Annotated in this window: 15 protein-coding genes; 13 read left to right on the top strand and 2 right to left on the bottom strand. The window is 63.0% G+C overall.

Annotation, left to right across the window (positions count from 1 at the left end; all coding sequences use genetic code 11):
- Positions 1–120: 120 nt before the first annotated feature.
- The 9 genes from E0H22_RS19565 to E0H22_RS19525 all read left to right on the top strand — a co-directional run bounded on the left by E0H22_RS19565 (position 121) and on the right by E0H22_RS19525 (position 8,959).
- Positions 121–984 (top strand): FAD binding domain-containing protein, encoded by an 864-nt coding sequence (locus E0H22_RS19565; protein WP_233022653.1) that lies wholly within the window; start codon positions 121–123, stop codon positions 982–984.
- Positions 981–1,490: a (2Fe-2S)-binding protein gene (locus E0H22_RS19560; protein WP_233022652.1), complete on the top strand. Its 510-nt coding sequence runs from the start codon at positions 981–983 to the stop codon at positions 1,488–1,490. The genes E0H22_RS19565 and E0H22_RS19560 overlap by 4 nt, the downstream gene beginning before the upstream one ends.
- Positions 1,487–3,859 carry a xanthine dehydrogenase family protein molybdopterin-binding subunit gene (locus E0H22_RS19555; RefSeq protein WP_233022651.1) on the top strand — a complete coding sequence of 791 codons (2,373 nt, stop codon included), beginning with the start codon at positions 1,487–1,489 and terminating at the stop codon, positions 3,857–3,859. The genes E0H22_RS19560 and E0H22_RS19555 overlap by 4 nt, the downstream gene beginning before the upstream one ends.
- 30 nt (positions 3,860–3,889) lie before the next feature.
- Entirely contained in the window at positions 3,890–5,140 is a 1,251-nt protein-coding gene (locus E0H22_RS19550; protein WP_233022650.1) for an ABC transporter substrate-binding protein, read from the top strand.
- Between the two features lie 20 nt (positions 5,141–5,160).
- Positions 5,161–6,027: a branched-chain amino acid ABC transporter permease gene (locus E0H22_RS19545; RefSeq protein ID WP_233022649.1), complete on the top strand. Its 867-nt coding sequence runs from the start codon at positions 5,161–5,163 to the stop codon at positions 6,025–6,027.
- Positions 6,028–6,106: 79 nt separating this feature from the next.
- Positions 6,107–7,033, top strand: a complete 927-nt coding sequence (locus E0H22_RS19540) for a branched-chain amino acid ABC transporter permease (RefSeq protein WP_233026432.1) — start codon at positions 6,107–6,109, stop codon at positions 7,031–7,033.
- Entirely contained in the window at positions 7,030–7,785 is a 756-nt protein-coding gene (locus E0H22_RS19535) for an ABC transporter ATP-binding protein (RefSeq protein ID WP_233022648.1), read from the top strand. Before E0H22_RS19540 ends, E0H22_RS19535 begins: the two co-directional genes overlap by 4 nt.
- Positions 7,778–8,482 (top strand): ABC transporter ATP-binding protein, encoded by a 705-nt coding sequence (locus E0H22_RS19530; RefSeq protein WP_233026431.1) that lies wholly within the window; start codon positions 7,778–7,780, stop codon positions 8,480–8,482. Before E0H22_RS19535 ends, E0H22_RS19530 begins: the two co-directional genes overlap by 8 nt.
- A gap of 27 nt (positions 8,483–8,509) precedes the next feature.
- On the top strand, positions 8,510–8,959 hold the full coding sequence (locus tag E0H22_RS19525; protein ID WP_233022647.1) for an SRPBCC family protein: 450 nt from the start codon (positions 8,510–8,512) through the stop codon (positions 8,957–8,959).
- 60 nt (positions 8,960–9,019) lie between these two features.
- Here E0H22_RS19525 and E0H22_RS19520 read toward each other — a convergent pair whose 3' ends face one another.
- The gene (locus E0H22_RS19520; RefSeq protein WP_233022646.1) at positions 9,020–9,907 is read right to left on the bottom strand and encodes a LysR family transcriptional regulator; all 888 of its coding nucleotides are present in this window, start codon (positions 9,905–9,907) and stop codon (positions 9,020–9,022) included.
- 153 nt (positions 9,908–10,060) lie between these two features.
- Between E0H22_RS19520 and E0H22_RS19515 the strand changes: the two genes are divergently transcribed.
- A complete protein-coding gene (locus E0H22_RS19515) occupies positions 10,061–10,318 on the top strand; it encodes a hypothetical protein (RefSeq protein ID WP_233022645.1) in 258 nt (85 codons plus the stop codon).
- A 104-nt stretch (positions 10,319–10,422) separates the two neighbouring features.
- Here the strand turns inward: E0H22_RS19515 and E0H22_RS19510 are convergent, their stop codons facing one another.
- Positions 10,423–11,847, bottom strand: a complete 1,425-nt coding sequence (locus E0H22_RS19510; RefSeq protein ID WP_233022644.1) for an NAD-dependent succinate-semialdehyde dehydrogenase — start codon at positions 11,845–11,847, stop codon at positions 10,423–10,425.
- 269 nt (positions 11,848–12,116) lie between these two features.
- Here E0H22_RS19510 and E0H22_RS19505 point away from each other — a divergent pair, with 269 nt between their 5' ends.
- Genes E0H22_RS19505 through E0H22_RS19495 form a run of 3 tightly spaced genes read left to right on the top strand, consistent with a single transcriptional unit; the run spans position 12,117 to position 14,348 of the window.
- Positions 12,117–13,112 (top strand): Bug family tripartite tricarboxylate transporter substrate binding protein, encoded by a 996-nt coding sequence (locus E0H22_RS19505; RefSeq protein ID WP_233022643.1) that lies wholly within the window; start codon positions 12,117–12,119, stop codon positions 13,110–13,112.
- Complete coding sequence (locus E0H22_RS19500; protein WP_233022642.1) at positions 13,099–13,494, top strand: hypothetical protein; 396 nt, start codon at positions 13,099–13,101, stop codon at positions 13,492–13,494. The genes E0H22_RS19505 and E0H22_RS19500 overlap by 14 nt, the downstream gene beginning before the upstream one ends.
- A complete protein-coding gene (locus tag E0H22_RS19495) occupies positions 13,491–14,348 on the top strand; it encodes an alpha/beta fold hydrolase (RefSeq protein ID WP_233022641.1) in 858 nt (285 codons plus the stop codon). Before E0H22_RS19500 ends, E0H22_RS19495 begins: the two co-directional genes overlap by 4 nt.
- Positions 14,349–14,355 lie beyond the last annotated feature (7 nt).

Genomic DNA, 14,355 nt, shown 5'->3' with positions numbered 1-14,355 from the left:
TCGCAATCCGAAAAAGAGACCAAATGGTCATTTTGCTTGACCGCCAAAGTTTGGCGTGTTCTAGATTTCAGACCAAATGGTCACAAAGCTCGGCGTCCGCGAGACGCCCTGGGGGACGAGTTGAAGGCGAGGGCATTCAACTATGTGAGGGCCGCCACGATCGTGGAGGCGCTGGAAGCGTTCGAGGGGGCTGGCGGCGATGCGAGCTATATCGCAGGCGGCCAGAGTCTCGTGCCGGCGCTTGCCCTGCGTTTGCAGGCGCCTGAAGTGGTCATCGACATCGCGCATATTCCCGATCTCTGCGGCATCGAACGAAGAGGCAGTTGGCTTCGCATCGGTGCCCTCACGCGCCACGCCGAGCTGCTTGCCGATCCGCTGATCCGCAAGTATGCGCCGCTCTACAGCGAAGCGGCGCCGCATGTCGCTCATCCGGCCATACGTAACAAGGGGACGCTCGGCGGGAGTGTCTCCCACGCAGATCCTGCGTCGGAATTTCCTGCAATGACGCTGGCGCTCGGCGCTGAGCTCGAGATTGCCAATCGCGACGGCACGCGCCGCGTGCCCGCCGACGAGTTCTTCGTCGATCTGTTCCAGACCGCCATCGCGCCGGGGGAATTGCTGGTCGCCATTCATGTGCCGGTGATGCGGCCCGGCCATCGCTGGGCCTTCCAGGAGTTTGCGCGCCGTCGCGGCGATTTCGCGTTGGTCGGTTGCGGCATTCTGGCGGAATTCGTCGATGGCGCGATCGCACAAATCCGGATCGTCTTCTTTTCGGTCGGCAACACACCGTTGCGTGCTTGGAAGGCGGAAGACGCCCTGCTGGGGCGCATTCTGAACCCGGGAGCGATCGCTGCTGCGCAGGCCGCCGTCATATTCGACATCGATCCGCCCGAGGATGAAAATGTGCCGCCTGCCATGCGGCGTCATCTGGCGCGCGTGCTGCTTGGCCGCATGCTCGGCGAGATTGCGAGGCAGGCGCCATGAGTGATCTCGTCGATGTGGCTATGATCGTGAACGGCAGCCAGGTAGCGCATCGCGTTCCGGCGCGTATGACGCTCGCCGACTTTCTACGGCAGACGCTGGAGCTCACCGGTACCCATACAGGCTGCGAGATGGGTGTCTGCGGTGCCTGCCTCGTGCTGCTCGATGACCGCGTCGTGCATTCGTGCCTGACTTTTGCCGTGCAGGCGAGCGGCTCGTCCGTCGAGACGGTGGAGGGGCTGACCGAACGCGCTGTCATTGCCGATCTTCAGGAAGCTTTCCATCAGCGCAACGCGTTGCAATGCGGTTTCTGCACGCCGGGCATGCTGATGACGGCCCATGGTCTGCTGTCGCAGCCGGGCGTGCCGACACGCGAAGAAATTCGCGATGCGCTCTCGGGCAACTATTGCCGCTGCACCGGCTACGAGGCCATTGTCGACGCCATCGAGACCGCGGCGCGTGCTCGCGCCGAGGGTGGCAGCGCGTCCGAACGAGAGGTCGACGCATGAGCGCGATGACTTCGCTCGATCGTCCGAATTCCTATATCGGCCGCTCGGTCCCGCGTCCGAATGCCAAGCGTTTGCTCGCCGGGCGTGGTCGTTACGTCACGGACATCACGCTGCCGCGCATGCTGCATGTCGCTTACGTCCGCAGCCCCTATGCGCATGCGAGAATCGTGTCGATCGATGCGCAGGCGGCGCGTGAGGCGCCAGGTGTGCGGCTGGTCGCCACCGGTGAGGATCTGGCAAAGCTCTGCATGCCATGGGTCGGCACCATGGATCATTTCAAGGGCATGAAGTCGCCGCCGCAGTTGCCGCTGCCGATCGACAAGGTGGTCTGGGCAGGGCAGGCGGTGGTTGCCGTGGTCGCCGATACACGCGCATTGGCGGAGGACGCGGCCGAACTGGTGTCCATCGAGTTCGATGAACTGCCTGCCGTCGTCGATATCGACACGGCGCGCGATCCCGACGCTCCGGTGATTTCGCCCGAGCTCGGCAGTAATCTGTGCTTCCAGGGTAAGCTCGATACCGGTGGCATCGAGGATATTTTCGCCAGCGCCGCCCATGTGGTGGAGGAGGAATTCCTGTTCGGCCGGCACACCGCCGTCACCATGGAGCCGCGGGCGATCATCGCCGACTACGATGCCAGCGAGCCGAAGCTGACGGTGCATCATGCCACGCAGACGCCATATCAGTTCCAGGATATCTATGCGCGTCACTACGGTATTCCCGAAGCCTGCGTGCGCGTCATCGCGCCGGATATCGGCGGCTCCTTCGGCATGAAGCTGCATATGTATCATGAGGACATGGCGGTGGTCGGCCTCAGCATCATGCTGGGACGTCCGGTGAAATATGTCGCCGACCGCATGGAGTCCTTCGTGTCCGACATCCACGCCCGCGATCATCGCGTCCGTGCGCGGATGGCGTCGGATGCCGATGGCAACATCTTGGCGATGGATGTCGAGGACGTCACCGGCATTGGCGCCTTCTCGGCTTATCCGCGCACCAGCGTGGTCGAGGGCAATCAGGTTTATCGCCTGATGGGGGCGCCGTACACGTTCAGGAATTATCGCGCCGATCTGCAGGTCGTGTTCCAGAACAAGGTGCAGATGAGCCAGTATCGCGCCGTCGGCCATCCCGTGGCTTGCACGGTGACCGAGCGGCTGGTGGACATGATCGCGGCGAAGACCTCACGTGACGTGTTCGATATCCGCGGCGGCAATCTCATTCCGGATGACGCCTATCCCTGCACGTCGCCCACAGGCTACAAGTTCGAGTCGCTGTCGCATCACGCTTGTCTCGCGAAGATCCGCGAGATGATGGATTACGACCGTCTGCGCGCCGAGCAGGCCGAGCTGCGCAAGCAGGGCGTTTACCGCGGCATCGGCATCGCCACCTTCGTCGAAATCACCAATCCGAGCCCGGCCTTCTATGGCGTCGGCGGCGTGCGTATCTCGTCGCAGGACGGTGCCATTCTCAAGATCACGCCGTCCGGCGACGTGCGCTGCCTGATCTCGATCACCGAACTCGGGCAGGGGACTGAGACGATCGTCGGTCAGATCGTTGCCGAACATCTCGGCGTCGATCGCGAGCGGATCAAGGTCGTCACCGGCGATACCGAGACGACGCCTCATGGCGGCGCCACCTATGCCTGTCGCGGCGCTGGCATCGGCGGCGAGACGGCGTTGCAGGCGGCGCAGAAGCTCAAGGCCAATGTGCTCTCCGTTGCTGCGGCCATCCTGCAGGAAGACGCCGGCAAGCTCGACATGCGGGCCGGCTGGATCATCGACAAGGCCTCCGGCCAGCAGCGCATCGAGCTCGCCGAGATCGCGCGGATCGCCTATTTCCGTTCGGATACCCTGCCACCCGGCACGCAGGCGCAGCTCTCGGTCGCGCATCACTATGCGCCGGAGGGCTATCCCTTCGCTTTCACCAACGGCGTGCAGGCCTGCCATCTCGAGCTGGATGTCGAAACCGGCTTCGTCAAGATCCTGAAGATGTGGGTGGTCGAGGATTGCGGCCGCGTCATCAATCCGTTGCTGGTGGATGAACAGATCCGCGGTGGTGTGGTGCAGGGGTTGGGTGCGGCCTTCTTCGAGGAGTGCGTCTATGGGGAGAATGGTCAGCTCACCAACGGATCGTTGGCCGATTATCTCGTCCCCATGGCGGTGGAGATGCCCGACATCGTCGTCGCCCATGTGGAGACGCCGACGCTGGATACCCAGCTCGGCGCCAAGGGAGTCGGTGAAGCCGGGACGGCCGCGGCATCGGCTGCTGCGATGAATGCCATCAACGATGCGATGTCGCCGTTCGGCGGCACGATCGCGCAGGTGCCGATGACGCCCGCGCGCATACTCAAGGCACTTGGACACATCTGATCGACAAGACTGACAACAGGGAGGGAGCACATGACCAAAGACAACCGAAACTCGAACCGTTTCCATATTTCCCGTCGCCATATGCTGGCCGCGATCGGCACCGGCGCCGGCGTGATGGCCATGCCGTGGATCGCCCGCGCGGCCGACGACAACATCCGCATCGGCTTCCCGACACCGCTGACTGGGCCGTTCGCAGCCGAAGCGAAGGATCAGGTCAAGAGCGCCGAACTCGCCGTCAAGCAGGTCAACGACAAGGGCGGCGTCGATGGCCGCAAGGTCGAGCTGCTGGTGCGTGACGACAAGCTGAACGGCGGCGAAGCCGCGACGCGCACGCTCGAGCTGATCGAGAAGGATAAGGTGCACGCGATCGTCGGATCGCTGTCCAGTGCCGTGCAGCTCGCGGTGAACGAAGTCACCCGCGCCCGCGGCGTGCTCTATGTGTCGATCAGCCAGTCCGACACCATCAACGAGATCAAGGACTTCAGCAAATACACCTTCCATGAAGCGCTGAACCCGACCATGACGACGGCCGCCGTGGCGCGTCACAGTTTCAAGAAGGGCACCAAGGTCGCCCATCTCGTTGCCGACTATGCCTACGGCCACGAAATGCTGCGCGGATTCAAGCGCGCGCAGGCGGCGATCGGCGCAGAGACGGTGGGCGAGATCATGCACCCGTTCGGCGCCGCCGATTACTCCACCTTCATGCCGCGCCTGCGCTCGATGCGTCCGGACATTCTGTGCATCAGCAATTTCGGCCGCGACCAGGCGAACTCGATCAAGCAGGCTGTGGATTTCGGCTTGAAGCAGAGCGCGAAGATCGTGGTGCCGGTGCTGCTGCACAACCAGCGCCTCGCTGTCAGTCCCGAAGTGTTCGAGGGCGTCGTCGGCGGCTCGAATTTCTATTGGGGTCTGGAAAGCACGGTGCCGTCGGCCAAGGCGTTCAACGATGCCTATCGTGCGGCCAATGGCGGTGCGATCCCCACCGATTACGGCGCCTATGGCTATACCGGCGTGATGTCGCTGCTGCAGGCGATGCAGGCCGCGGGCGGCACCGACACCGACAAGGTGATCGCAGCGCTCGAAGCGCTGAAATACGACGTCGCCAAGGGTCCGCAATACTATCGCAAGTGCGACCATCAGTCGGTGCAGTCGGTGCTCGTCTTGGAGTCCAAGAAGAAGGCGGACATGAAGGGCGACAGCGATCTGTTCAGTATCGTCGCCAATGAAGCGCCGTCGGAACAGGTGCTGCGCACCTGCGCCGAACTCGGCTTCCCCACCTAAGCGAAGGCCCGCGCCGTCCCATGGATACAGAACTCATTCTGATGCAGCTCTTCTCCGGAGTTGCCCTCGGTGCCATCCTCGTGATCACCGCGCTCGGTCTGTCGATCATCTTCGGCATGATGGGCGTCGTGAATTTCGCGCATGGCGCCCTGTTCATGGTCGGCGCCTATGCCGGGCTGTGGGTGGCCTCATTGACCGGCAGTTTCTGGTGGGGGCTGCTGGTTGCCCCCGTCATGATCGGCGTGTTCGGGATGCTGATCGAATTCGTCTTGATCCGGCGACTCTATGGCCGCTCCATCGACGATCCCCTGCTGCTCACCTTCGGCCTCAGCTATGTGCTGGTCGAAGGCGTGCGCATCGTGTTCGGCAGCGACGGCATCCCGTTCCCGACGCCGTCACTGCTCACCGGCGTCGTCGATCTCGGCGTCGGCTTCTTCCCGATCTATCGCATCTTTGTCGTGGCGTTGGTTTTCGCCATCGTCGTGCTGCTCTGGCTCGGGTTGGAAAAGACCAAGTTCGGGCTCATCGTCCGCGCCGGCTCGCGCGATCCCATGATGATGCGCGTGCTCGGGGTCGATATCAGTAAGGTCTGGCTTGCGGTGTTCGGCCTCGGCGTCGGTCTCGCCGCACTGGGCGGCGTGCTCGCCGGGCCGATGCGGTCGGTCAATCCGGAGATGGGCGCGCTGGTGCTCGCCGAAGCCTTCGTGGTGACGGTTATCGGCGGCCTCGGCTCGCTGGTCGGCGCCATCATCGCCGGTCTTCTGGTCGGCGTCGTCATCAGCATGACCGCGCTGTTCGCACCGGAGATGGCGACCATCGTGATGTTCGCGCTGATGGCCATCGTGCTTCTGATCCGGCCGCAAGGCCTGTTCGGCAAACTCGCGTAACGGAGAGACGATCATGAATGCCCCATCCGTTGCCGCGCCACTGCCCGTCGATGCGTCGAAGCCCGCGCGTCTCAAGGCCATGATGACGACCTATCGCGTTCCGCTGTCCATCCTCGCGCTCTGCATCCTGCCATGGCTGCTGCCGTCCAAGGCGCTCGCAGTGAACGTGCTGATCTATGGCGTCGTCTGCGTCGGCTATAACCTTTTGTTCGGCTACACGGGGCTTTTGTCCTTCGGGCACGCTGCGTTCTTCGGCGCCGGCGCCTATATCACCGGCATCGCCATCGGCCAGTTCGGGGTGCCCTGGTATCTCGCGGTGCTGATGGGCGTTGCCGGCGGCGCCGTGCTCGCTTTCATCATCGGTGGCATGTCGACGCGCACGCGCGGCATCTATTTCTCGATGGTCACGCTCGCGCTGGCGCAGCTCGTCTATTACGTCGCGCTGCAGGCTTCCGGCTGGACCGGCGGCGAAAACGGTCTGCGGGGCTTCACCGTGAACAAGATCAACCTGTTCGGCTTCGACATCAACTTTCTCGACCCCGTGAACAAGTATTACGTGCTGATGGTGTTCGCCGCCGCGGCACTCTGGCTGGTTTCGCGCATTCTCAATTCGCCCTTCGGCGCCGCCATCGAGGCGATCCGCGAGAACGAGCGCCGCGCGCGCACCTGCGGCTACGATGTCGAGCGCACCAAGCTCCTCTCTTTCACGCTATCCGGTACCATCTGTGCGCTCGGCGGCACCATGTCGGCCCTGCATCTCGCTTTCGTGCCACTGGAATCGCTGCATTATCTGACATCTGGCATGATCGTGATGATGACGCTGCTCGGCGGCGCCTCGAGCTTCTTTGGTCCGTTCGTCGGTGCGCTGGTGTTCCTGCTGATGGAAGACGTATTCTCGCTGTGGACGTCGCACTGGCAGATCATCGTTGGCTCCATCTTCGTGCTGTTCGTCCTGTTCCTGCCCAAGGGCATCTGGGGCACATTCCTGTCGAGGGTCGTCCGATGACCGCGCCGCTGCTCGCTGTCGAGAATGTCGGCATGAAATTCGGCGGCTTCACCGCGCTGCAGGGCGTGACCACCGAATTCCGTCCTGGCCGCGTCACATCCATCATCGGGCCGAACGGCGCCGGCAAGAGCACGTTCTTCAACGTGCTGTCCGGGGTGCTGACGCCGTCCACCGGAACGGTTCGCTTCAAAGGCGACGATCTCAAGGGCACGCGCCAGCATGAATTCGTCCATCGCGGCATCGCGCGCTCGTATCAGATCACGAACATCTTTCCCGATCTGAGTGTCCACGAAAATGTCCGCGTCGCCGCCCAGGCCGGCCGCGCGCGCTACAATATCTGGACCAACCGCAACAAGTTTCCGGAGCTCGATGCCCGCGCCGACAAGGCGCTGGAATCCGTCGGCCTCATCGCCAAGCGTGGTGAAACCGCAAAATTCCTCGCCCATGGTCAGCAGCGTGCGCTGGAGATCGCGATTGCGCTCATCTCCGGCCCGGAAGTGCTACTGCTCGACGAGCCGACTGCCGGCATGGGCCCGGAGGAAACCAAGGAGATGGTTGCGCTGCTGGAGAAGCTCGCGGCGGAGCGCACCATCCTTCTGGTCGAGCACAAGATGAAGATGATCCTCGGCCTCAGCGACCGCATCCTTGTGCTGCATCACGGCCAGCTGATCGCCGATGGCACGCCGCACGAGATCCAGACGGACCCCGAAGTTCGTCGCGTCTATCTGGGACAGAACCATGGCTATGCTTGAGATCAAGGACCTGAACGCCTGGTACGGCTCTAGCCACACGCTGCACGGCGTCTCGCTCAACGTGAGGCAGGGCGAAGTCGTTGCCTTGGTCGGTCGTAACGGCGCCGGCAAGACCACCACCATCCGCTCCATCATGGGCCTGATGCCGAAAATCGCCGGCAGCATGCAGTTCGACGGCAAGGATCTCGTCGCGCTAAAGGCTCATGACCGCTATCGCCTCGGCCTTGCTTACGTACCGGAAGAGCGCCGCATCGTGCCCGGTCTCACCGTGCGGGAGAACCTGCAGCTCGGTCTCGTTGCCTACCGCGGCCAGATCGACGAGCGCGAGGCTATCGACGAAATCGCCGAGAGCTTTCCGCGCTTGAAGGAGCGTCTCGATCAGGAAGGCGTGACCATGTCCGGCGGCGAGCAGCAGATGCTGGCCATCGCCCGCGCCACCATCGCCAAGCCGAAGATGATCCTGCTGGATGAGCCCTCTGAAGGCATCATGCCGGTGCTGGTGGAGGAGATGGGCGTGCTGTTCCGCAAGCTGCGCGATCAGGGTGTGACGCTATTGCTCGTCGAACAGAATGTCGAATGGGCGCTGCGCCTCGCCGATCGCGCGGTCATCCTCGATCAGGGCGAGGTGGTCTATGAGAGCAGTTCGGAAACGCTGCTCGCCGACAAGGAAATCCAGGAACGCTATTGCGCCGTATGAGGCGCTGGCAGGTGAGGATACGATCCCATGCAGATGAATGACAGCCAGACCATCCCGGCCTCGCGCGAGACGGTGTGGGCTGCGCTCAACAATCCCGACGTGCTGAAGCAGTGCATTCCTGGCTGCCAGGAGCTCGAGATGACATCGCCGACGGAAATGACGGCGAAAGTCGTCATCAAGGTCGGCCCGGTGAAGGCGAGCTTCGGTGGCAAGGTCACGTTGAGCGATCTCGATCCGCCGAACGGTTACAAGATCACCGGCGAAGGTTCTGGCGGTGTGGCCGGTTTCGCCAAGGGCGGCGCAGCGATCCAGCTGGAAGCGGCCGGGGATAACGAGACGATCCTGCACTATCAGGTCGACTCGCAGATCGGCGGCAAGCTGGCCCAGCTCGGCGGCCGCCTGATCGATGCCACAGCCAAGAAGCTGGCCGGCGAGTTTTTCACGAAGTTTGGCGCGGTGGTCTCGAGCTCCAATTGATGGAGCAGCCGTGAAGCTCCACTTCACCTCTCCTCGGTGGGGAGAAGTGGAGGAAGAGTTTCACCCCGCGATGAATTGCTTCCGCGCTTCCTTCACCTTGCTGACCACGTAACGCCGAATCTCCCGCACCCGGCGCGTATCATGGGTGTCGGGATGCGAGACCAGCCAATAGGTGCGGGTAAAGCTGTTGGCCGGGAGGATGCGCCGCAGCTCCGGATAACGCTGCGCGGCATAGTCGTGCAGAATGCCGACGCCATGGCCGGCGCGTACCGCTTCCAGCTGGCCGATCACGCTGCCGCATTCGAAGCGTCGGGTGATGAGTTCGCTCAGCGTTGATGCATAATCCAGCGCGCGGCTGAAGATGATGTCGTGGATATAGGTGATGAGCAGATGATCGGCGAGATCGGCGATCTTCTGGATTGCCGGTGATCGCGCGAGATAGTCATCCGATGCGTAGAAGCTGAGCGTGTAGTCGGTCAGCTTGGTGCAGATCAGCTTGCCTTCGTCGGGCCGCTCGACGGTGACCACGATGTCGGCCTCACGCTTGGCGAGCGAGAAGGTGCGCGGCATCGCGACGAGCTGGATGATCAGATCGGGATTGTCGGCGGCGAAGGCGCCGAGCTTGTCCGCCAGAAAGTAGTTGCCCAGTCCGTCCGGTGCGCCGATGCGCACGGTGCCGGCGATTTTGTCCGCGGCCGTGGAGAGTTGCGAGCCGACCCGTAACAACTCGGACTCGGCCCGCTCGGCCGCGGCCAGAAGGGCGACGCCGGCGGGGGTTAGCGACGATCCCGTCGTCTGGCGGTTCAGCAGTTTCGTCTTGAGGTCTTTTTCCAGGGCGGTGAGCTGGCGGGCGACGGTGGCATGGTTGAGCTTAAGTCGCTTCGCCGCGCCGAGAATCTGGCCCGTGCGGGCGACCTCGAGAAAAATCCGAACCTTGTCCCAATCCATTTCCGGACTTTATTGGTTCCGTATCGGCACCGCAACATACCGGCGGGCAGCGCCGCGACCTTTCGCCGGCTCTCGAACACGCGAATGTCACTGGGCAAACTTGAAAGCCGGCGTAGCCTGTCCAGATAAAGAACAAATATGCGGGAGGCTCCTATGTCGGCATCTTATGATCCCGTCACTGTTGCCCTGATGCGCGACGTCCTCAGCAAGGTCGTTGCAAAGGTTCCTGAGCAGCATCGTACCTCGGCCAATCAGGCAGCGATCGCAAGTCGTATTCTTGCGACGGCCGCGCAGGGAATGCGGTCCGAAGAAGCGTTGACCAACGAGGCGCTGGCGGAAGTGAAGGACATCTTCACCGGTCCGGCCGGAATGAGGCGCCTGCACAGCGAACTGTCCAAAGTGTTTGGGTGAGAGGGCGTAGGGCGGATGAGGCATAGCCGTAATCCGCCGGCCGAGTTCGCGATAGAAACTCCGCGGCGGATGACGCTTCGCTCATCCGCCCTACGTTCATCACCTCAGCCGAATTTGTGCGAGACGTTTTTCGTCACGGTGTAGCAGCCGAGACCTTCGATGCCGCCTTCGCGGCCATAACCGCTATCCTTCACGCCGCCGAATGGTGTCTCCGCCGTCGATGCCACGAAGTGATTGATGGTGAGATTGCCTGTCTCCACGTCGTTCGAGATTCGCTGCACATTGTCGGCGGAATTCGTGAAGGCATAGGCGGCGAGGCCGAAGGGGAGGGCGTTTGCCTTGGCGATCGCCTCGTCCAGGTCACGTACCGGATTGACCAGCGCCAGCGGCCCGAACGGCTCCTCATTCATCGCCAGCGCATCGTCGGGCACATTCGCTAGCACCGTGAGCGGATAGAAATAACCGCGATTGCCGACACGTTCGCCGCCGGCCAATACGCGTGCGCCGCGCTGTTTGGCATCGCCGACGAGACGCTCCATCGCATCCACACGGCGCGGATTGGCCAATGGGCCGAGCTGCGTCGCCGGATCCATGCCGTTGCCGATCTTCAGTGCCGCAGCGCCTTCGGCAAAGGTTTTTGCGAAGATTTCAAAATTCTTCTCCTGCACGAAGAAGCGCGTCGGCGCGACGCAAACCTGGCCGGCATTGCGCGACTTGGTCACGACAGAGGCCTTGGCGGTCGCGACCGGATCGACATCGTCGCATACGATCACCGGGCCATGGCCGCCGAGCTCCATGATGGCCGGCTTCATCGCCTGGCCCGCCATCGCAGCGAGATGCTTGCCGACCGGAACCGAGCCGGTGAAGGTGATCAGCCGGATCGCATCGTGCGGCACGAGATAGCTGGAGATTTCGGCGGGATCGCCGAACACCAGATTGAGCACGCCCTTCGGCAAACCGGCATCATGGAACGCCCGCACCAGCTGCAATGCGCCGGCCGGGGTTTCTTCCGACGCTTTCAGGATGATCGAGCAGCCCGACGACAGCGCGCCGGCCACTTTGCGGCCCGGTGAACTCATCGGAAAATTCCAGGGCGAGAAGGCCGCCACAGGTCCGATCGGCTGGCGATACACCGTGTGCTGCAGGCCGGGGCCGGCCGGGATCACGCGGCCATACATGCGCATGCCCTCGGTGGCATCCCACTCGATGATCTCGGCGCCGCGCAGGATTTCGAGCCGTGCCTGCTCCAGCGGCTTGCCCTGTTCGAGTGTCATCGCTGTCGCCATCTCGTCCACTCGCGAACGGATCAGCGCGGCGGCCTTGAGGATGATCTGCGCGCGCGCGTTCGGGGCCGTCTTGCGCCAGACATGGAAGCCGCGCTGCGCTGCATCCAGCGCATCGTCGAGATCGGCGCGGGTTGCATGTGGCACGGTGCCGATCACGCTCTCATCCGCGGGATTGACGATCGGTGCGCCGGAGGCCCGGCGCCACTGTCCGTCTACGTAAAGCTCGATCTCTGGATAGGCCATGTCGCAAGTCCACTTTCTCGGTCGCAGGAGACGGTTGACTCCGCCTCGCTTGCGCGGCAATCAATCATATGTTCACATAATAGAACAAGAGTTCTGTCCAACAGAACAATCTGGAATTGGATCAGACCGAAGATGCCGATGATCGGGCGAGACGACATGGCGATGACCGCAGCGATCGATGCTGCGACGCGCGCCGTTTGCGTGCCGGTGATCGCGCATCGGATGCGCTGAACAAAAAAGCTTCAGGAACAAGGGTTGGGAGTAGAGACATGAGAGGGCACAAGGCCGCGTGGTCGTTCACACGCCGGGCAGCGATCGCAGGTGCATTTGCGGTTGGCGTACTGATGCTGATGCCGGCGCAGGCGCAGGACGCCTATCCGAGCAAGATGATCCGCTTGCTGGTGCCGTTCCCCGCCGGCAGCGCCACCGATGTGGAAGCGCGCTTCCTCGCTGAGAAGGTCGGCGCCGTGCTCGGTCAGAAGATCCTTGTCGACAACAAGCCGGGCGCCAATGCCAATATCGGCGCCGCCGAAGTCGCGCGCAGCGCGGGCGATGGCTATACGCTCTATCTCGCCACCAACTCCACCCATTCGGCCAATGTGCATCTCTACAACAAGATGCCGTTCGATCCCGTCGCCGACTTCACGCCGATCGCCCGCCTCACGCGCAATCCGCTTGTCATGGTGGTCAACAAGGATTTTCCGGCGAAGAACCTGAAAGAGTTCATCGCTTACGGCAAGGCTAATCCCGGCAAGCTCAGCTACGGCTCGGGCAACACCGGCAGCATGGCCGCCGCGCAGCTGGTGCGCTCGCTCGCCAGCATCGATGCCGTGCGCATCTCCTATCCCGGCACGCCGCAGGCCATCACCGATCTGCTCGGCGGCCGCATCGAATTCGTCATCACCGACGTCGCGGTGACACGCGAATTCATCAACAATGGCAGCCTGCACGCCCTCGGCGTCACCACGGCGCAGCGGGTGTCGTCGCTGCCTGATGTGCCGCCGATGGCCGAGGTCGGTCTGCCCGGCTACGACTTCGCCGCCTGGAGCGGTCTGTTCGGTCCCAAGAATGTGCCGGCCGATGTGGTGGAGAAGCTCAACAAGGCGTTCCTGCAGGTGATGGCGACGGACGAGGCGAAAAAGTTCTTCGCCGATATCGGCCTCGAGCCGGATGTCTCGTCGCCGGCCGGCCTCGCCGAGCACGTCGCCAGGCAGACGGAGCTGTGGGGCAAGATCATCAAGGAGTCGGGCCTTGAAAAAATCTGATCCCGTCAGCGCCACGTTCGAGCAACTGCCCGCGCTGCTGGAGCGCGACGCCGCGTTGATCCAGCGCGGCCGCTTCCTCGATGTCGACTGCCTGCTCGGCTCCACCGAGCAGGGCTGGCACGTCGCCATCCGTGCCGGCCGCATCACAGGCATGGTGCCGGCGCCGGTGCTGATGCGCTCATGGACTTTCGGCTATCGCGCCACGCCGGAGGCATGGACTGCGTTCTGGCAGCCGATGCCGAAGGCCGGCTGGCATGATCTGCTCTCACTCACCAAGCGCGGCGCCGCCACGCTCGAAGGCGACATCAAGCCGTTCATGACCCATCTGCAGTATTTCAAGGATCTGCTGGCCCTGCCGCGCAACGCAGGAGGCATCGCATGACCGCTTACATCGAGCCGATGATCGGCCGCTACGCGCATGTCGATATCGACGGCACCACCCACCGGATCTATTTCGAGGAAGCGGGGCAGGGCATTCCGCTGGTCTGCCTGCACACCGCCGGCTCCGACAATCGCCAGTGGCGCTATCTGCTGGCGGACGAAGAGTTCACCAGGCACTACCGCATCATCGCTTTCGATCTGCCCTGGCACGGCAAGTCGAATCCACCTGCCAACTGGGACGGGTCGGAATATCAGCTCACCACCAAGCGCTATACGCAGACGATCCGCGCCTTTTGTGCGGCGCTCGATCTCGACAAGCCGGTGGTGATGGGCTGTTCCATCGGCGGTCGCATCGTGCTCAATCTCGCCATCGATCACGCCAGCGAATTCCGCGCGCTGATCGGCCTCGAGGCCGCCGACTTCCAGGCGCCGTGGTACGACACCGCCTGGCTCAATCGCCCCGACGTGCATGGCGGCGAAGTCTGCGCCGCGCTGGTCTCCGGCCTCGTGGCGCCGCAGTCACCGCCGGAAGCGCGGATGGAAACGCTATGGGCCTACAAGCAGGGCGGCCCCGGCGTGTTCAAGGGCGATCTCTATTTCTATCGCGTCGATGGTGACCTGCGTGGTCGCACAGCTGCGATCGATACCACGACCTGTCCGCTCTATCTGCTCACCGGCGAATACGATTTCTCGTGCTCGCCCGAGGACACCGTGCGCACGGCGTCTGGCATCACAGGAGCAGAAGTCACGGTCATGGAAGCGCTCGGTCATTTTCCGATGAGCGAGAATCCTGCGCAGTTCCGGCGTTACATCGCGCCGGTGCTTGAGACGATCAAACAAAAACACAGTTCCTGAGGAGGGG

Source organism: Rhodopseudomonas boonkerdii (genome assembly GCF_021184025.1).
GTDB classification, from domain to species: Bacteria; Pseudomonadota; Alphaproteobacteria; order Rhizobiales; family Xanthobacteraceae; genus Tardiphaga; species Tardiphaga boonkerdii.
Note: the sequence above shows the minus strand (reverse complement) of the source record. Positions and strands in the feature narration are given on the sequence as shown.

Coding starts and splice junctions, on each gene's coding strand:
- E0H22_RS19560 (WP_233022652.1), top strand. CDS start 981: ATGAGTGATCTCGTCGATGTGGCTATGATCGTGAACGGCAGCCAGGTA.
- E0H22_RS19555 (WP_233022651.1), top strand. CDS start 1,487: ATGAGCGCGATGACTTCGCTCGATCGTCCGAATTCCTATATCGGCCGC.
- E0H22_RS19550 (WP_233022650.1), top strand. CDS start 3,890: ATGACCAAAGACAACCGAAACTCGAACCGTTTCCATATTTCCCGTCGC.
- E0H22_RS19545 (WP_233022649.1), top strand. CDS start 5,161: ATGGATACAGAACTCATTCTGATGCAGCTCTTCTCCGGAGTTGCCCTC.
- E0H22_RS19540 (WP_233026432.1), top strand. CDS start 6,107: ATGATGACGACCTATCGCGTTCCGCTGTCCATCCTCGCGCTCTGCATC.
- E0H22_RS19535 (WP_233022648.1), top strand. CDS start 7,030: ATGACCGCGCCGCTGCTCGCTGTCGAGAATGTCGGCATGAAATTCGGC.
- E0H22_RS19530 (WP_233026431.1), top strand. CDS start 7,778: ATGCTTGAGATCAAGGACCTGAACGCCTGGTACGGCTCTAGCCACACG.
- E0H22_RS19525 (WP_233022647.1), top strand. CDS start 8,510: ATGCAGATGAATGACAGCCAGACCATCCCGGCCTCGCGCGAGACGGTG.
- E0H22_RS19520 (WP_233022646.1), bottom strand. CDS start 9,907: ATGGATTGGGACAAGGTTCGGATTTTTCTCGAGGTCGCCCGCACGGGC.
- E0H22_RS19515 (WP_233022645.1), top strand. CDS start 10,061: ATGTCGGCATCTTATGATCCCGTCACTGTTGCCCTGATGCGCGACGTC.
- E0H22_RS19510 (WP_233022644.1), bottom strand. CDS start 11,847: ATGGCCTATCCAGAGATCGAGCTTTACGTAGACGGACAGTGGCGCCGG.
- E0H22_RS19505 (WP_233022643.1), top strand. CDS start 12,117: ATGAGAGGGCACAAGGCCGCGTGGTCGTTCACACGCCGGGCAGCGATC.
- E0H22_RS19495 (WP_233022641.1), top strand. CDS start 13,491: ATGACCGCTTACATCGAGCCGATGATCGGCCGCTACGCGCATGTCGAT.